A 16995-nucleotide genomic window follows, 5' to 3' on the forward strand; every position below is an offset into this window, starting at 1 on the left:
AACCGGAATGAAACCATCGGCGAGCGCCATCGAAGCTCTTTTAGACGGGACGCACGCCGATCCTTTCTCGTTGCTGGGTATCCATGAAGGTCCCGAAGGCGCTTTTGCGCGGGCTGTTTTGCCCGGAGCGGAAACGGCGGTTGCGTGGTCGCTGTCGGGTGAGCATCTTGGTGGACTGGCCCGCGTTGACGGGCGCGGACTGTTTGAAGGCAAAGTCAGCGGACCGCGCCAACCTGTGCGCTATGCCTGCAAGGCGGGCGATCACGAATGGCTGGTGACTGATCCCTATACTTTTGGGCCGGTCTTTGGCCCGATGGATGATTTCCTGATTGCCGAGGGCACCCATCTGCGCCTGTTCGACAAGATGGGCGCACATCTGATCGAGCATGAGGGCGCAAGCGGCGTTCACTTTGCCGTCTGGGCGCCCAACGCCAGCCTTGTCAGCGTGGTGGGAGATTTCAACGATTGGGACCATCGCCGCCACCCGATGCGCCGACGTGTGGACATTGGCGTGTGGGAAGTGTTCATTCCGGAAATCGGCGAACACCGGACCTACAAGTATCGCGTGGTTGCCGCTGATGGTACTGTCATGCCGCTGAAGGCCGATCCTTTCGCGCTGGCGTCAGAGTTCAGGCCAAGCACCGCTTCGATCACGGCGCATCCGGTAAAGCTCGATTGGGGCGATCAGGGCCACCGCGATCATTGGGCCAGCGTTGATGCGCGCCGCCAGCCCATGTCGATCTATGAAGTTCACCCCGGATCATGGCAAAAGCCCCATGATGAGGGCTTTTACACATGGGATGAACTGGCTGAACGGCTAATCCCCTACGTTACCGAGATGGGCTTTACGCACATCGAATTTCTGCCCGTTTCCGAACACCCCTATGACCCGAGTTGGGGGTATCAGACAACCGGCCTTTACGCCCCGTCTGCCCGCTTTGGCCCGCCGGAAGGCTTTGCCCGCTTTGTTGATGGCGCGCATCGTGCGGGCGTTTCTGTCCTGATTGATTGGGTGCCCGCCCACTTCCCGACCGACGAACACGGCCTCGTCAAATTTGATGGAACCGCGCTCTATGAACATGAAGACCCGCGCCTTGGCTTCCACCCCGATTGGAACACGCTGATCTACAACTTCGGGCGCAATGAAGTCGTCAGTTTCCTTGTGAATAACGCGCTGTTCTGGGCCGAGCGCTATCATGTTGATGGCTTGCGCGTCGATGCTGTCGCCTCGATGCTGTACCGTGACTATTCGCGCAAGGCGGGCGAATGGATCGCCAATGATGAAGGCGGGCGCGAGAACTGGGAGGCTGTGGCTTTCCTGCAAAAGATGAACCGAGCGGTCTATGCCAGCCATCCCGGTTTCCTGACAATTGCCGAAGAATCAACGTCTTGGCCGGGCGTCAGCAAGCCTGCATTCGATGAAGCCCCGCGCGAGCATTTGGGCTTCGGCTTCAAATGGAACATGGGTTTCATGCACGATACGCTGCAATATATGGCGCGCGACGCCATTCACCGCAGCTATCACCACAACGAAATCACCTTCGGGCTGACATACGCGTTTTCCGAGAATTTCGTCCTCCCGATCAGCCATGATGAAGTCGTCCACGGCAAGGGCAGTTTGTTGACGAAAATGAGCGGCGATGATTGGCAGAAGTTTGCCAACTTGCGCGCCTATTACGGGTTGATGTGGGGCTATCCCGGCAAAAAACTGCTGTTCATGGGGCAGGAGTTTGCCCAACGCCGCGAATGGAGCGAAGCGCGTTCGCTTGATTGGGACTTGCTGGGTGCCCCCGCCCATGAAGGAGTTCGGCGTTGGGTGCGTGATCTCAACCGCATCTATTCCGCCCGCCCTGCCCTGCACGCCCGCGATTGCGAGCCGGAAGGGTTCGAGTGGCTGGTAGTTGATGATGCACAAGCATCTGTTTTTGCGTGGGTCCGCAAGGCACCCGACGCAAAGCCGATTGTGGTGATTTGCAATATGACCCCGCAAGTCCATGATCACTATCGCCTGCCATTGCCGCACGATGGCGCGTGGCGCGAAGTGCTGAACAGCGATGCGCAGGATTATGGCGGCAGCGGAATTGGCAATCTCGGGCAAGTCATCGCACAGGACGGCGCGGCCTATGTCGTTTTGCCACCGTTAGCCACACTGATGCTTGAATTCGAAGAATAAGAGACGGAGAACAGGGGATGCGGGAAACTTACTCACAGCCGCTCGCGCGTGATGCGATGGCCTATGTCCTTGCAGGCGGGCGCGGCAGCAGGTTGAAGGAATTAACCGACAACCGCGCCAAACCTGCGGTCTATTTCGGCGGCAAATCACGGATCATCGATTTCGCACTGTCGAACGCGATCAATTCGGGCATCCGCCGCATCGGTGTCGCCACGCAGTACAAGGCGCATTCGCTGATCCGGCACATGCAGCGCGCGTGGAATTTCATGCGCCCTGAACGCAACGAAAGCTTCGATATTCTGCCTGCATCCCAGCGCGTGTCCGAGCATCAGTGGTATGAAGGCACGGCGGATGCGGTCTACCAGAACATCGATATCATCGCAGCCAATGCACCGAAATATATGGTTATTCTGGCGGGCGATCACATCTACAAGATGGATTACGAACTGATGCTGCGCCAGCATGTGGAAAGCGGCGCGGATGTTACCATCGGCTGTCTGGTCGTCCCGCGCGCCGAGGCGACCGGCTTTGGCGTCATGGCCGTTGACACCTCTGACACAATCACAGCCTTTGTCGAAAAGCCTGCCAACCCGCCGGGAATCCCCGGCAATGAAGGCATGGCGCTGGCATCGATGGGCATCTATGTTTTCGACACGAAGTTCCTGTTTGATATCCTGCGCAAGGATGCCGCAGACCCCAATTCGAGCCGCGATTTCGGCAATGATATCATTCCCTACATCGTCAACAACGGCAAAGCGGTAGCGCACCGTTTCACCGCCAGTTGCATTCGCGCTGCTGAAGAAATTGAAGAATACTGGCGCGATGTCGGCACACTGGACGCCTATTTTGAAGCCAATCTCGATCTCACCGATGTTGTGCCAAAGCTCAACATGTATGACCGTGACTGGCCGATCTGGACCGACCAGATCATCGCTGCACCTGCCAAGTTCGTGCATGATCAGGATGGCAGGCGCGGCATGGCGATTTCATCGCTGATCAGCCAGGATTGCATTGTTTCGGGTGCTACGGCGCGTCGGAGCCTGTTGTTTACAGGCGTAAAAATGGGTTCATTCTCGTCTTGTGAAGAGGCAGTGATCCTGCCGTATTGCAACATTGGACGCGGGGCGCGGCTGTCCCGCGTGATCCTTGATTCCGGCGTACGCATTCCCGAAGGACTGGTGGTTGGCGAAGATCCGGTGCTGGATGCGCAGCGTTTTCAACGCACTGAAAGCGGAGTGTGCCTGATTACCAAGCGGATGATCGACCAACTCGCATGACGATCAAGGTCCTGTCCGTTGCCTCGGAGGCTGTGCCGCTGGTCAAGACCGGCGGACTGGCCGATGTGGCTGGCGCTTTGCCATCTGCTGTTGCGCCGCATGGCGTTGAAATGACGACATTATTGCCGGGGTATCCGGCAGTGATGAAAGCACTGGTTCGTCCGCGCGCCTTGCATACATGGGATTCGCTGCTGGGCGAAAAGGCACGTCTTCTGGGCGCGAAAATTAACGGCCACCCGCTGCTGGTTGTCGATGCGCCCGCCTATTACCAGCGCGATGGCGGGCCTTATAGCGATGCTGACGGGCGCGATTGGGTGGACAATTGGCGGCGTTTCGCGGCGTTTGGACGTGCAGCGGCAGACGTCGCGGGCGGAATGATCAAGGCCAGACGTTTCGACGCAGTCCACGCGCACGATTGGCAGGCGGCAATGGCGCTTGCCTATATGCGATTTGCCCCGCCCGAAGGAACCAAGCCCCTGCCCTCGGTCATGACGATCCACAACATGGCGTTTCAGGGCTTTTATGGCGCCGACAAATTTCCCGCGCTTGGTCTGCCATCGCAGGCCTGGTCGCTGGATGGCGTGGAATACCACGGTGGCGTCGGTTTCCTCAAGGCGGGCCTTGAAGCTGCCAGCGCGATTACCACCGTCAGCCCCACTTATGCGCGCGAGATCCGCACTGCGGAGTTCGGCATGGGTCTTGAAGGGTTGATCCTGAGCCGGGGCGAAAAGGTTTCGGGCATCGTCAATGGCATAGACACAGCACAGTGGAATCCGGAGACCGACCCTGCGCTGGCTTCACGCTTTAACGCCAGAGCACTTGCCAAACGCCAAGCCAACAAGGGCGCACTTGAGGCCGAGTTTGGCCTCGAATCCGGCGACGGGCCACTGTTTGTCGTGATTACGCGGCTGACATGGCAAAAGGGCATGGACGTCCTGCTCGAAGTGATCGACCACCTTGTCGGGATCGGTGGTCGGCTCGCCCTGTTGGGGTCGGGCGACAAGGCGATGGAAAATGCGTTCCACGCCGCAGCCATGCGCCATCCCGGAAAGATCGGCGTGCGCATCGGGTATGACGAGGCGCTTTCGCACCGGATGCAGGGAGGCGGCGATGCGATCCTTGTGCCGAGCCGGTTTGAACCTTGCGGGCTGACCCAGCTTTATGGCCTTGCCTATGGCTGTGTGCCGGTTGTGGCGCGCACCGGCGGGCTGGCTGATACCGTGATCGATGCCAATCTTGCCGCAATCATGGGCGGTGTTGCCACGGGTGTACAGTTCAACGGGGTGAATTACGCCAGTCTGGCTGACGCCGTTAGCCGTGCCGTAACACTCTTCTGGCAGCACGACACATGGCGTGGCATCCAACGCGCTGGAATGAAAACCGATTTTTCGTGGAGCCGTTCGGGCAAAGCCTATGCGAATCTCTACGCCAAACTGATTGCGGAGGCACGATGATCCGGACTGTTGCGACGAAGCCCTATTCAGGCCAAAAACCCGGGACATCGGGATTGCGCAAGAAGGTCAAAGTCTTCCAGCAGACAGGATACGCCGAAAACTTTGTGCAATCGGTGTTCGATGTGGTGGAGCGCGCCGAAAGGTCGACGCTCGTTCTGGGCGGTGACGGGCGCTATCACAACCGCGAAGTGATCCAGCAGACCATCCGCCTTGCCGCTGCCAATGGGTATGCGCGCGTACTGGTGGGCCAGGGCGGCATTCTTTCAACGCCTGCTGCCAGCCACGTGATTCGCAAATACGGCGCTTCGGGCGGACTGATCCTGTCTGCCAGCCACAACCCGGGTGGGCCTGATGAGGACTTCGGGATCAAATACAACATCGCCAACGGCGGCCCCGCGCCCGAAGGCGTGACTGATGCTATTTATGCCCGCACGCTGACGATTGACCGCTGGTTCACCGTGGATGCGCCTGACATCGATCTGGACACGATCGGCACCAGCACCGTTGGCACGATGACCGTAGACGTTATCGATAGCGTGGCCGATTATGCCGAGCTTATGGAAACGCTGTTTGATTTCAACGCGATCCGCGCGAATGTTCAGGCAGGTTTCACGATGTCATTCGACGCGATGAGCGCGGTAACCGGGCCATATGCCACCGCCATTCTCGAAGGACGATTGGGGTTCTCCAAGGGCACAGTGCGCAACGGCGTGCCGCTGGAAGATTTTGGCGGGCACCATCCGGACCCCAACATGGTCCATGCACACGAATTGTTCGAGACAATGTTCGGGCCGAATGCACCTGATTTTGGCGCGGCATCTGATGGAGACGGTGACCGCAATCTGATTGTCGGCAAGAACCGCTTCATCACGCCATCCGATAGCCTTGCGATGCTGGCCGCCAACGCTCACCTTGCACCGGGTTATGCAGGCGGGCTGAAAGGCATCGCTCGGTCGATGCCGACCAGTGCGGCGGCGGATCGCGTGGCCGAGGCGCTCGGGCTTCCCTGTTACGAAACGCCAACTGGCTGGAAATTCTTCGGAAATCTGCTCGACGCGGGCATGGCGACGATCTGCGGCGAGGAAAGCGCAGGCACCGGTAGCGACCATGTGCGTGAGAAGGACGGCCTGTGGGCGGTGCTGCTGTGGCTGAACATTCTGGCCATGCGCAAGATCAGCGTTGACCAACTGGCGCGTGAGCATTGGGCAAAATTCGGGCGCAATTATTATGCCCGCCACGATTACGAAGCTCTGCCAACCGAAAACGCCGATGCGCTGATGGCTGAACTTAGCCAGAACCTTGCAGCTTTGCCGGGTAAGGCTTTCGGATCATTGACAGTTTCGACGGCAGACAACTTTTCCTATCTAGATCCCGTGGATGGTTCGGCCAGCAAGAACCAGGGCGTCCGCGTATTGTTCGAAGGCGGGTCGCGCGTGGTATTCCGCCTTTCGGGCACCGGTACCGAAGGTGCGACTCTGCGGGTCTATCTGGAACGGTATGAGCCTGCTGGTGGCGATCTTGATCGTGAAACGCCCGCTATGTTGGCAGGCCTGATCAGCGCAGCCGATGGCATTGCCGGAATTGTCCGCCACACTGGCCGTACGGCACCTGATGTTGTGACATGACCATGGGCGTAGCGGTTGCGGACGGGAAGACCTGCTTCACTGTCCGAGCGCCGCGCGCAGATGCTGTTACGCTGTGTCTGTTTGAAGGCGAAACAGAGCGTCAGATTGCGATGGCATGTTCAGAAGGTGTCTGGACAGTGCTGGTTGATCGGGACCTGACCGGTGCGCGCTACGGCTATCGGGCATCGGGAGAATGGAACCCTGAAGCCGGACTATGGTTCGATCGCGCCAAACTGCTGGTTGATCCTTATGCGATAGAGCTGGACCAGCGCTTCCGATTTGATGTCAAGTTAGCCGCCTATGGCGTTGATACTGCGGAGATTGTTCCGAAGGCCATTGTCGTTGATACACAAGGTATAGAGCAGCAACCCCCTTGCTTTCAACACGGCGGGCTGATCTATGAAGTTAACGTGCGCGGTTTTACGATCCTGCATCCCGAAGTGCCAACGGCGCTGCAGGGGACCGTCGCAGCGTTAGCGCAACCCGCAATAATCAGACATCTAAAGTCCTTGCACGTTTCGGCCATCGAACTGATGCCGATTATTGCGTGGATAGACGAACGGCACTTGCCCCCGCTGGGCCTCACAAATGCGTGGGGGTATAATCCGGTGGCACCAATGGCATTGGACCCGCGCCTGTGCCCCGGAGGGGTGAAGGAATTGCGGAACACTGTGGCGGCTCTGCATGCCGAGGGCATTGGCGTCATCCTTGACATCGTGTTGAATCACAGCGGAGAATCCGACGTGCTTGGCCCGGTGTTGTGCCTGCGCGGGTTGGATGATGCGGCTTATGCCAAGGCCCCTGACGGGTCGCTAATCAACGATACCGGTTGCGGCAATACACTGGATTTTGGAAATCTAGCGGTGCGAACGCTGGCGCTGGACAGCTTGCGACACTTCGTAAAGCATTGCGGCATTGACGGATACAGGTTTGATCTGGCCCCAATCCTTGCGCGCAGTCCGGGCTTTTCAACTGATGCGCCGATTTTTGCCGAGATTGCGGCAGACCCGTGGTTGGCGGATCGGGTACTCATCGCTGAACCTTGGGATATTGGGCCGGGCGGATATCAGCTCGGAAATTTCCCGCCTGACTGGCTGGAATGGAATGATAGATTCCGTGATGATGTACGCAGATTCTGGAAGGGTGAGGCAGGCATAGACCTGCTGGCGACTCGGATTGCCGGATCATCGGACATATTTGGCAAGCAGTGTCGTTCCGTAAACTTTCTTGCCGCGCATGATGGATTTACTCTTGCAGATGGCCTCGCCTATGAGCAGCGACACAATTGGGCGAACGGCGAAGACAACCGCGATGGCCATGGAGAAAACTTCAGTTGGAACAACGGCGTAGAGGGCAAAACAGACAACGCTAAAGTCCTCGACGTGCGCGCTGCCTATGCCCGGGCGATGCTGGGCACGCTGTTTGTATCGACCGGCACGATCATGCTGACGGCAGGTGACGAATTCGGGCGCAGCCAACGCGGAAACAACAATGCCTATGCGCAGGACAATGCGATCACATGGGTAGATTGGGAAAGCCGCGATGTAACGCTCGAACGCTATACGTTTGCGTTATCGGCTTGGCGTCATGCGCGCATTGACCATTTTTCAGCATTTCCAGACGACGGACAATGGCTGGACTTGAAAGGCGAATGTATGGGCATTGCCCAGTGGCAGGACGCTGCAATGCAAGGTCTTTCATGGTCAGGTACAGACTATGCCTTCACCGTTGACCGGGCAGGCATCACAGCTGGTCCGGCATAACGGATAAGAGCAAAACGCTCATCAGATAGCAGGTGATGCACGATTCATCGCAAGGGCTGGCTTGCGGGCTTGCGGATACGACGCTTGCCATACAATTTGCCGGTAATGAAAATAAATCGGGATTTCGCATAATGGTTCCTGACCGGCGCCAACTTTTGGGCGCCATTGCAGCCACCTTCGGGAGCCTTGCGGTTTCGGGCCAGCCTGCCCGTGCGGTTACGCGTCCGCGCGAGGTTGCAATCTCTCCTTTTGCGAGCCCGGCTTTGCCCTTGATGGTGCAACGCGCGGTTGCTGCTTTGGACGCGCATGGCCGTCATGTGCGTAACCGTGATCTGGTTGGATTTGTTGATTTTTCGCAGCCATCACGGGAAACGCGATTTCACCTGATCGATATTGAGGGCGGCAAAGTGCTGTCGTCGCATCTGGTATCGCATGGCAGCGGGTCTGATCCGGCCAATAGCGGATGGGTGCAACGGTTCTCCAACCAGATGGGATCCAACGCTTCCAGCCCGGGCGCTTTCCTGACGGGCGTGACCTATTACGGCAAACATGGCCGTTCACAGCGGCTGATCGGACTGGAAGACTCCAACAGCGCTGCGATGGAACGCGGGATCGTTATTCATGCCGCCGATTACGTCAGCCCCGAGATGGCGCGTGATCATGGCCGGGTTGGCCGCAGCCAAGGGTGTTTCGCTTTTTCAAACAATGACATCAGCAGCGTTTTGCAGAGACTGGGTGAAGGTCGCCTGTTGTTTGCGACCAAATAGGCAGGACCGGGTCGTAGATTGCCACAAGGCTCGTATCTACCATAGCCAAAACCTATGATGCCGTGCGAATCAAATCAATTTTGAACGCAGAAATCATGATGGTAGATTACATCCCGACAAACATGTTGAGGATGCCACAATGCGCGCAACCCCTGATTTCGATTTCGGCCTGACCGAAAGCGCCCTGATGATCCGTGAGGCGGCGGGCCGCTTTGCCGATGAACAGATTGCGCCGCTTTCTGCCGAGATTGACCGCAATGACCGGTTCCCTCGCGAATTGTGGGAGCCGATGGGGGAACTTGGTTTGCACGGGATTACGGTTGAGGAAGAATGGGGCGGACTTGGCCTTGGATACCTTGACCATGTGATTGCGGTGGAAGAAGTTTCGCGAGCGTCAGGTTCGGTCGGATTGTCTTATGGCGCGCATTCAAATCTTTGCGTCAACCAGATCCGGCGTTGGGGCAATGACGAGCAGAAGGCGCGGTATTTGCCAAAGCTCATATCCGGCGAGCATCTGGGCAGCCTGGCGATGTCTGAAGTGGGCGCAGGGTCGGACGTGGTTTCGATGAAGTTGCGCGCCGAGGCGGTGCCCGGCGGGTTCCGGCTGAACGGCACCAAATTCTGGATAACAAATGGCACATATGCCGATACGCTGGTGGTCTATGCGCGCACCTCGCCCGAGGGCAGCCGCGGGATTACCGCGTTTCTGATCGAAAATGGCATGGATGGTTTCTCCATCGGCCAGAAGATCGACAAGATGGGACTGCGCGGCAGCCCGACCTGTGAACTGGTGTTCGATGATTGCTTTGTGCCAGACGAAAACGTGATGGGGCCGGTGAACGGCGGCGTTGGCGTGTTGATGAGCGGGCTTGATTATGAACGTGTTGTGCTGGCGGGAATGCAGATCGGGATCATGCAGGCGTGCCTTGATACGGTGATCCCCTATGTGCGCGAGCGCAAGCAGTTCGGGCAACCGATCGGTTCATTCCAGTTGATGCAGGCCAAAGTGGCCGACATGTATGTGGCGATCCAGTCCGCGCGGGCCTATGTCTATGCCGTGGCCAAAGCCTGTGATGCAGGGCAGACGACACGGTTTGATGCAGCCGGCGCGATCCTGCTGGCGAGTGAAAACGCGTTCAAGGTTTCCGGCGAAGCGGTGCAGGCCCTGGGCGGTGCAGGCTATACCAAGGACTGGCCGGTTGAGCGTTATCTGCGCGATTCCAAACTGTTGGACATTGGCGCGGGAACCAATGAAATCCGCCGCATGCTGATTGGCCGGGAATTGATTGGAACGCGATGATGAAGGAATTCATCCTGTTCGTGCATGGTGATGCTACGCTGCCTGAAAGCGATGGCGCATGGGAAGCCTATTTTGAGCGGCTCCACCGTTCAGGCCAGTTTGATGGTGGAAGTTCCATTGGAGAAGGTAAAACCTTCCGCAAGGGTGATGCCGTGGGTGCTCCTGCAACATCGCTGGTCGGGTTTTTGCGGATCCGTGCCGCTGACGCTGCCGAGGCGGAAACGTTCTTGGTTGGCAACCCGGTCTTTGAAAGCGGTGGAACTGTTGAAATCAAAGAACTGCTGCGCGATTGACCGGGACTACACCGGGAACGAATGAATTCCGCCACAGGTTGACCCGACGTGAGATGATCGGAGCGCGGCAGTGGATACAATATTGACGGTGTTGCAGTGGTACGGTGCGGGCGCGGGCGTCATTGCCGCAGCAATGGTATCTATGGATCTGGGACGCAGGTTGACCGGGATGGCCTTTGTGATTTTTGTGACCTCGTCGGTGGCATTGATCGCTTGGGGATTCTTGAACGATGAAGCGACCGGGATCGGTGTGCAGAACATCATCCTGTTGTTGATCAATTGCCTGGGCGTCTATCGGTATCTGGTGCGTGAAGCGCCTGCAACATAAGCGTTTTGAGGAAGTGGCATGTCGGGCAAATACTTTGACCAGTGGCAAGTGGGAGATCGCATCGCCCACGAAATCCGGCGGACGGTGACCGAGACGGACAATTTGCTGTTCACCGTGATGACGCACAACCCGCAGCCGCTACATCTTGATGCCGAGGCGGCCAAGGCCAGCGAGTTCGGGCAAATCCTTGTGAACGGGACTTTCACCTTTGCCCTGATGATCGGGCTTTCTGTTGGCGATACCACGCTGGGAACGCTGGTTGCCAATCTTGGCTATGACAAGCTGGTGATGCCGGCGCCGGTATTCATCGGCGATACCATGCGCGCGACAAGCGAGGTGATGGAGTTGAAGGAATCCAAGTCGCGCCCCAATGCCGGGATCGTGACCTTTCGGCACGAATTGATTAATCAGCGCGATGAAGTGGTGTGCCGTTGTTTGCGTTCGGCGCTGATGATCAAGAGCACTGCTCCAGCCGCGCTTTGAACATTTCAAGCAGCCATGCGCGAGCAGGGCCGGTTGGGCAATCGCGCCGCCAGAGGGCGTGGAAGGTGTAGGCCATGCCGGAAGCCTCGGGCACTGCAAGGCGCACGAGGCTCCCTGCCGCGATATCTGCGGCAACCAGGTGGACGGGCATACTGCCCCAGCCGATTCCTTCACGCATCAGGGCATGGCGCGCGCCAAGATCGCCCAAACGCCAAGTGTTGGCTGAAAAGACCGAGAATTCCTTGCCCTCTGTCAGGCGTGAACGGTCGGTCAGGACAAGTTGGCGGTGTTTGCGCACTTCGCCGGGCGGGACCGGGTTCATTCGGGCGAGCGGGTGGCCGGGTGCGGCGACAGGGATCATTTGCACCGCGCCAATGGCGATGCGCTCCAAATCGTATAGCGGAATGAGTTCGGGGCCTCCGATGCCAAGATCTACGGCGCGGTCAATCACCAGGGCAGCGATCGCGCCCAATGCCTCGACATGAAGGCGGAGGTGGACGGTGGGGAATTCGTGCTGAAATTCGCGCAGTATTTCCGCCATCAAGTGCGTGGGAAACATCACGTCGACCGCAAGGCCAAGTTCGGCTTCGAGACCTTGGTTGAAACTGCGCACGCCCGCCATGAGCGTATCGACATCATCAGCCACCGCGTGGGCCTGTGCAAGCATCGCCTTGCCCGCTTCGGTCAGGGCAGGTTTGCGTGAGCCTTCGCGGTCAAACAAGGTGACGCCCAATTGCGCTTCGAGTGCGGTGATACCGTAACTTACGACAGAAATGGCGCGGCCAAGTTTGCGCGCAGCACCGTTGAAGCTGCCTTCGTCCACCACCGCGAGGAACAGACGCAACTGGTCAAGAGTTGGTTGGCCAATATTCAAGCCACAAACCTTTCAGGATAATCGAACATTCTGATGCGTTTTATCGGGATATTCCGATTGGTCTGCAAGGGCTATTTGAGATGCAACAAGACAGCGAGACTGTCCGGATTGGAGAAATCATCATGAGCCAAGCAGTTGCCAGGAAGGCCCATATCGAACTTCGCCCTTTCGCATCGCTGGGCGCGGCAGATCACGGCTGGCTTGATGCGCATCACCACTTTTCGTTTTCGGAATACCGCGATCCGGCGCGCGACAACTGGGGTGCGCTGCGGGTGTGGAACGATGACGTGATTGCCGCCAACACGGGATTTCCGCCCCATGGCCACCGTGAAATGGAGATCGTGACTTATGTGACCAAGGGTGCGATCAGCCACAAGGACAGTCTGGGCAATGAAGGTCGCACAGAGGCAGGCGATGTTCAGGTAATGTCTGCAGGAACCGGCATCCAGCATTCGGAATATAATCTGGAAAGCGAAGACACGCGGCTTTTCCAGATCTGGATTATCCCTGATCGTCGTGGCCATGCGCCAAGCTGGGGCGCGCGCCCCTTCCCCAAGGATAGCCGGGAAGGACAGTTCGTGCCGCTGGCATCGGGCATTGCAGGTGATGATGATGTGCTGACCATCAACGCCAATGCTCGCGTTCTGGGGGCGACGGTGAAAGCCGGAGACACGGTGCGCTATGCCTTAACCCAAGACCGTCACGCCTATCTGGTGCCTGCAAAGGGCCGTGTGCGGATTGGTGATGTGGAAGCCAATGCCCGCGATGGCGTGGCGATTACTGGCGTGACTGAAATCGTCGTCACCGCTTTGGAAGATGCCGAACTGGTGCTGGTTGACGCAGCTTGAAACTGATTTGATTTGAAACGTAAGGAATAAACCATGACACGTACTGCTTCACAAAAAGTGCTTCCGTTGATCGTTGAACGCTGGAGTCCGCGCGCATTTGATGGAACGAATGTGCCGCAAGAAGACCTTGATGTGATTTTCGAGGCAGCGGGCCTTGCTGCCAGCGCCTATAATTATCAGCCATGGCAGTTTGCCTATGCGCACAAGGGCGATGCAAACTTTGATGCGTTTATCGATGCGCTGGTGCCGTTCAACCAGACTTGGGCCAAGGAAGCGGGCGTCATCGTCTTTGCGGTGTCGGACGAGTTCATGCGGTCTGACAAGGGCAACAATCCGAACCACAGCCACAGCTTTGATACCGGCGCGGCATGGGCCCATGCCGCATTGCAGGCCACCGCGATGGGATATCACACGCATGGCATGACCGGCGTGGACTTTGCCAAAGCGGCTGAAGTGCTGGGCGTGCCGGAAGGTTACCGCGTGGAAATGGCGTTCGTAATCGGCAAGCAGGGCGACGTGAAGCAACTGCCGGAGATGCTGCAGGAGCGCGAAGTTATCAGCACACGCAAGCCGGTGAGTGAAATTGCATTTGCAGGGCCGTTCAAAGTATAACGTGCAAGTGGCGCCGCCTTCGCGTTTTCGCTAGGGCGGCGTCATGCTTCGTATCAATGAACTGAAACTGCCGCTGGATCATGCCGCTGAAGACCTTTCGGCGGCGATTTGTGCTCGGCTGGGGATTGAACCCCCTGCCCTGATCCGCTTCCAGATATTCCGGCGCGGCAATGACGCGCGCAAAAAGCACGCAATCTTGCTGACATACGTGGTTGATTGCGTGGTGGCCGATGAGGCCGCCGTGCTGGCGCGCTTTGCCGATGACCAGAACGTACGCGCGACGCCTGATCTGTCCTATAAATTCCCGATCATGGCACCGGAAGGCTATAACGGGGCACGTCCGGTGGTAATCGGCGCAGGGCCTTGCGGGCTGTTAGCGGCGCTGATTTTGGCGCAAATGGGCTTGAAACCTATCATTATCGAACGCGGCAAGGCCGTGCGCGAACGCACCAAGGACACATGGGGCCTGTGGCGCAAATCGGTTTTGCAGCCTGAATCCAACGTGCAGTTTGGCGAAGGTGGCGCTGGCACGTTCTCTGACGGCAAGCTTTACAGCCGGATCAAGGACCCGCGCCATTTGGGCCGCAAGGTGCTGGTCGAATTCGTGAAAGCCGGTGCGCCAGACGATATCCTCACTGAAGCACACCCGCATATCGGCACGTTCCGGCTGGTTACGATGGTGATCTCCATGCGCGAGACGATTGAGGCGCTGGGCGGCGAATACCGCTTCGGCACGCGGGTGGAAGATTTCGAGATCGAGACAGCGGTGGACGGCACGCGCCGGATGGCGGGCCTGCACCTGTCGGACGGATCGTTCCTCCCTGCCCGTCATGTGATCATGGCCGTGGGCCATTCGGCGCGCGATACGTTTCAGGTTCTGTATGATCGGGGCGTGCATATTGAAGCCAAGCCCTTTGCCATCGGCGTGCGCATTGAACATCCGCAAGGGTGGATTGATACGGCGCGTTACGGGCCAAGCGCGGGCAACAAAATTCTGGGACCGGCGGCCTATTCGGTTTCGCACAAGTGCAAGAACGGACGCACAGTCTATTCGTTCTGCATGTGTCCGGGCGGGCGTGTTGTGGCGGCAACCAGCGAGGAAGGCCGCGTCGTGACGAATGGCATGAGCCAGTATTCACGTGCGGAGTTCAACGCCAATTCGGGGCTGGTTGTAGATATCGATCCTAACCGCGATTACCCCGGCGGGCCAATGGCGGGCATGGCGTTCCAGCGGCATTGGGAAAGCCTGGCGTTTGAAGCAGGCGGACGCGATTACAAGGCTCCCGGGCAAAAGCTGGGCGATTTTCTGGCAGACCGGCCCTCGACCGAATTTGGTACGGTGATCCCGAGTTATCAGCTGGGTGTTCATCTGACCGAATTGAAAAAGTGCCTGCCCGATTATGTGGTTGAATCCATCCGTGAAGCCCTGCCGGTATTCGGACGGATGGTGCCGGGGTATGACCATCCCGATGTGGTGATGACGGGCGTCGAAACGCGCACATCATCGCCGGTAAAGATTACGCGCGGCGCTGATTGCCAGAGCCTCAACACAGCGGGACTTTATCCTGCTGGCGAAGGGGCTGGCTATGCGGGCGGCATTCTTTCGGCAGCGGTTGACGGGATCAAAGTGGCCGAGGCGCTGGCTTTGAAGATGCTCTCCACGAAGATTCCGGCATGAGCGGTTCCAAATTCGACGCGATCATTCTGGGTGCGGGCGCGGCAGGATTGATGGCCGCACTGACGGCGGGACAGCGCGGATTGCGGGTGCTGTTGATCGATCATGCAGACGAACCGGGCAAGAAGATCCTGATTTCGGGCGGCGGGCGTTGCAACTTCACCAACATTCACACGGTGGCAGATCGCTATATCTCCGAGAACTCCCACTTCGCGCGATCAGCCTTGGCGCGATACACGCCAATGGAGTTTATTGCGCTAGTGGGCAAGCATGGCATTGCCTGGCACGAAAAGACGCTGGGGCAATTGTTCTGCGATGGTTCGGCGCGCGCGATTGTGGATATGCTCATGTTCGAATGCCGCGAGGGCGGCGTGACCTTTGCTTTTGGCAAACCGGTTTCGGCGGTGGACCTGACTGACGGGGTTTACCGCGTGACGCTGAACGGGGTGGAGCATCGCACACCTTCGCTGGTGCTGTCGACTGGCGGGCTTTCAATCCCCAAAATGGGCGCAACCGGCTTCTCGCTGGAATTGGCGCGCAAGTTCGGGCTGCCGGTGGTGCAGACCCGCCCTGCCCTCGTCCCGTTTACGCTGGGCGAAGACGAGGCGCTGTTCCGCTCGCTCTCGGGTGTTTCGGCAGAGGTTGTGGCGCGGACAGGCAAAGCCGCGTTTCGTGAGGCGGCACTGTTCACCCATCGCGGGCTTTCCGGCCCTGCCATGCTGCAAGTGTCATCCTATTGGGAGCACCGCACGGCCATCCATGTCGATTTTCTGCCCGATACATCAGGCGATTGGTTGCTGGAGGAAAAGCGCGCGCGGCCCAAGGCGACATTGCGATCCACGCTGGCGCGGCGTTTGCCGGAACGCCTGGCCGAGACGCTGGCCGAACGGCTGGCAGTGGACGGCGAACTGGGCAATTGCCGCGATGCAGGGCTAAAGGCTGCGCAAGACCGGCTGGCGCGCTGGGCTTTCGAGCCTAACGGGACCGAAGGCTATGCCAAGGCCGAGGTAATGGCGGGCGGCATTTCCACGCGCGCACTTTCGCAAAAGACGATGGAAGCAAGCAAGGTGCCCGGCCTGTTCGCGATTGGCGAGGCCGTGGACGTGACCGGCTGGCTGGGCGGCTATAACTTCCAATGGGCCTGGGCCAGTGGCCGCGCAGCTGGCGGAGCGGTTTAGCCCTCGATCAGATCGAGATATGCGACCACATCATTATCTGTGGCGATGAACAAGCCCGACTGGATATCCGCTGCCATTTGTAAAGCTTGCGACAGCGAGGCGTAGCACAGCGTTTCGGCGCTGCCACCGTCGGGGCCGTCGCCGAGGTAGTATAGCCGAACCGTGGATTCATCAGATGTGGTGCGCATTGGCCGGTTTTGGCAGGTCGGACCGCCGATGTCATCAATTCGCGGCTGAGAACGGCAACGAACTAGGGTCAGGACCTATTAATCCCGCCTTCGAGGCGCCGGAATGGCGAACATATCGGACGGACAGGTGCGCCGGGAAGGCTGGTTGCCTTTCCAA

At 58.4% G+C, this 16995-nt stretch carries 16 protein-coding genes; 14 read left to right on the forward strand and 2 right to left on the reverse strand.

The window, feature by feature from the left end; all coding sequences use genetic code 11:
* Positions 1-7: 7 nt before the first annotated feature.
* The 10 genes from glgB to B7Y89_RS05470 all read left to right on the forward strand — a co-directional run bounded on the left by glgB (position 8) and on the right by B7Y89_RS05470 (position 11463).
* On the forward strand, positions 8-2173 hold the full coding sequence (glgB, locus tag B7Y89_RS05425; RefSeq protein ID WP_292936473.1) for a 1,4-alpha-glucan branching protein GlgB: 2166 nt from the start codon (positions 8-10) through the stop codon (positions 2171-2173).
* Between the two features lie 17 nt (positions 2174-2190).
* Complete coding sequence (glgC, locus tag B7Y89_RS05430) at positions 2191-3450, forward strand: glucose-1-phosphate adenylyltransferase (RefSeq protein WP_292936475.1); 1260 nt, start codon at positions 2191-2193, stop codon at positions 3448-3450.
* Positions 3447-4904, forward strand: coding sequence for a glycogen synthase GlgA (glgA, locus tag B7Y89_RS05435; RefSeq protein WP_292936476.1), 1458 nt, complete (start codon positions 3447-3449; stop codon positions 4902-4904). The genes glgC and glgA overlap by 4 nt, the downstream gene beginning before the upstream one ends.
* Positions 4901-6529, forward strand: a complete 1629-nt coding sequence (locus B7Y89_RS05440; protein ID WP_292936478.1) for an alpha-D-glucose phosphate-specific phosphoglucomutase — start codon at positions 4901-4903, stop codon at positions 6527-6529. The genes glgA and B7Y89_RS05440 overlap by 4 nt, the downstream gene beginning before the upstream one ends.
* Positions 6526-8292: a glycogen debranching protein GlgX gene (glgX, locus tag B7Y89_RS05445; protein WP_292936480.1), complete on the forward strand. Its 1767-nt coding sequence runs from the start codon at positions 6526-6528 to the stop codon at positions 8290-8292. The genes B7Y89_RS05440 and glgX overlap by 4 nt, the downstream gene beginning before the upstream one ends.
* 131 nt (positions 8293-8423) lie before the next feature.
* Positions 8424-9059, forward strand: coding sequence for a murein L,D-transpeptidase catalytic domain family protein (locus B7Y89_RS05450; RefSeq protein WP_292936482.1), 636 nt, complete (start codon positions 8424-8426; stop codon positions 9057-9059).
* Positions 9060-9198: 139 nt separating this feature from the next.
* A complete protein-coding gene (locus B7Y89_RS05455) occupies positions 9199-10359 on the forward strand; it encodes an isovaleryl-CoA dehydrogenase (protein ID WP_292936484.1) in 1161 nt (386 codons plus the stop codon).
* Positions 10356-10652, forward strand: coding sequence for a hypothetical protein (locus B7Y89_RS05460; protein ID WP_292936486.1), 297 nt, complete (start codon positions 10356-10358; stop codon positions 10650-10652). Before B7Y89_RS05455 ends, B7Y89_RS05460 begins: the two co-directional genes overlap by 4 nt.
* 133 nt (positions 10653-10785) lie before the next feature.
* Positions 10786-10980, forward strand: coding sequence for a hypothetical protein (locus B7Y89_RS05465; protein ID WP_292936531.1), 195 nt, complete (start codon positions 10786-10788; stop codon positions 10978-10980).
* 18 nt (positions 10981-10998) lie between these two features.
* Positions 10999-11463 (forward strand): MaoC family dehydratase, encoded by a 465-nt coding sequence (locus tag B7Y89_RS05470; RefSeq protein ID WP_292936488.1) that lies wholly within the window; start codon positions 10999-11001, stop codon positions 11461-11463.
* Here the strand turns inward: B7Y89_RS05470 and B7Y89_RS05475 are convergent.
* Positions 11435-12337, reverse strand: a complete 903-nt coding sequence (locus B7Y89_RS05475; protein ID WP_292936490.1) for a LysR family transcriptional regulator — start codon at positions 12335-12337, stop codon at positions 11435-11437. The two genes, B7Y89_RS05470 and B7Y89_RS05475, sit on opposite strands and share 29 nt — an antisense overlap.
* A gap of 122 nt (positions 12338-12459) precedes the next feature.
* Here B7Y89_RS05475 and B7Y89_RS05480 point away from each other — a divergent pair, with 122 nt between their 5' ends.
* From B7Y89_RS05480 to B7Y89_RS05495, 4 genes are read left to right on the forward strand one after another with little or no spacing between them, the layout of a single operon-like run.
* The gene (locus tag B7Y89_RS05480) at positions 12460-13185 is read left to right on the forward strand and encodes a pirin family protein (protein ID WP_292936492.1); all 726 of its coding nucleotides are present in this window, start codon (positions 12460-12462) and stop codon (positions 13183-13185) included.
* Between the two features lie 33 nt (positions 13186-13218).
* A complete protein-coding gene (locus tag B7Y89_RS05485; RefSeq protein WP_292936494.1) occupies positions 13219-13797 on the forward strand; it encodes a nitroreductase family protein in 579 nt (192 codons plus the stop codon).
* A gap of 43 nt (positions 13798-13840) precedes the next feature.
* On the forward strand, positions 13841-15475 hold the full coding sequence (locus B7Y89_RS05490; protein ID WP_292936496.1) for an FAD-dependent protein: 1635 nt from the start codon (positions 13841-13843) through the stop codon (positions 15473-15475).
* Complete coding sequence (locus tag B7Y89_RS05495; RefSeq protein ID WP_292936498.1) at positions 15472-16650, forward strand: NAD(P)/FAD-dependent oxidoreductase; 1179 nt, start codon at positions 15472-15474, stop codon at positions 16648-16650. Before B7Y89_RS05490 ends, B7Y89_RS05495 begins: the two co-directional genes overlap by 4 nt.
* On the opposite strand, the gene B7Y89_RS05500 is transcribed toward B7Y89_RS05495, so the two are convergent.
* Positions 16647-16838 (reverse strand): hypothetical protein, encoded by a 192-nt coding sequence (locus tag B7Y89_RS05500; RefSeq protein ID WP_292936499.1) that lies wholly within the window; start codon positions 16836-16838, stop codon positions 16647-16649. The two genes, B7Y89_RS05495 and B7Y89_RS05500, sit on opposite strands and share 4 nt — an antisense overlap.
* Between the last annotated feature and the right edge of the window lie 157 nt (positions 16839-16995).

The organism is Novosphingobium sp. 32-60-15, from assembly GCF_002280675.1.
Taxonomy (GTDB): Bacteria; Pseudomonadota; Alphaproteobacteria; order Sphingomonadales; family Sphingomonadaceae; genus Novosphingobium.

What these genes read in the sequence shown, in the direction of transcription:
- B7Y89_RS05485 (WP_292936494.1), top strand. Translation starts at nt 13,219, where the DNA reads ATGACACGTACTGCTTCACAAAAAGTGCTTCCGTTGATCGTTGAACGC.
- glgA (WP_292936476.1), top strand. Translation starts at nt 3,447, where the DNA reads ATGACGATCAAGGTCCTGTCCGTTGCCTCGGAGGCTGTGCCGCTGGTC.
- B7Y89_RS05465 (WP_292936531.1), top strand. Translation starts at nt 10,786, where the DNA reads ATGGTATCTATGGATCTGGGACGCAGGTTGACCGGGATGGCCTTTGTG.
- B7Y89_RS05460 (WP_292936486.1), top strand. Translation starts at nt 10,356, where the DNA reads ATGATGAAGGAATTCATCCTGTTCGTGCATGGTGATGCTACGCTGCCT.
- glgX (WP_292936480.1), top strand. Translation starts at nt 6,526, where the DNA reads ATGACCATGGGCGTAGCGGTTGCGGACGGGAAGACCTGCTTCACTGTC.
- B7Y89_RS05440 (WP_292936478.1), top strand. Translation starts at nt 4,901, where the DNA reads ATGATCCGGACTGTTGCGACGAAGCCCTATTCAGGCCAAAAACCCGGG.
- B7Y89_RS05455 (WP_292936484.1), top strand. Translation starts at nt 9,199, where the DNA reads ATGCGCGCAACCCCTGATTTCGATTTCGGCCTGACCGAAAGCGCCCTG.
- B7Y89_RS05500 (WP_292936499.1), bottom strand. Translation starts at nt 16,838, where the DNA reads ATGCGCACCACATCTGATGAATCCACGGTTCGGCTATACTACCTCGGC.
- B7Y89_RS05450 (WP_292936482.1), top strand. Translation starts at nt 8,424, where the DNA reads ATGGTTCCTGACCGGCGCCAACTTTTGGGCGCCATTGCAGCCACCTTC.
- B7Y89_RS05490 (WP_292936496.1), top strand. Translation starts at nt 13,841, where the DNA reads ATGCTTCGTATCAATGAACTGAAACTGCCGCTGGATCATGCCGCTGAA.
- glgB (WP_292936473.1), top strand. Translation starts at nt 8, where the DNA reads ATGAAACCATCGGCGAGCGCCATCGAAGCTCTTTTAGACGGGACGCAC.
- glgC (WP_292936475.1), top strand. Translation starts at nt 2,191, where the DNA reads ATGCGGGAAACTTACTCACAGCCGCTCGCGCGTGATGCGATGGCCTAT.
- B7Y89_RS05495 (WP_292936498.1), top strand. Translation starts at nt 15,472, where the DNA reads ATGAGCGGTTCCAAATTCGACGCGATCATTCTGGGTGCGGGCGCGGCA.
- B7Y89_RS05470 (WP_292936488.1), top strand. Translation starts at nt 10,999, where the DNA reads ATGTCGGGCAAATACTTTGACCAGTGGCAAGTGGGAGATCGCATCGCC.
- B7Y89_RS05480 (WP_292936492.1), top strand. Translation starts at nt 12,460, where the DNA reads ATGAGCCAAGCAGTTGCCAGGAAGGCCCATATCGAACTTCGCCCTTTC.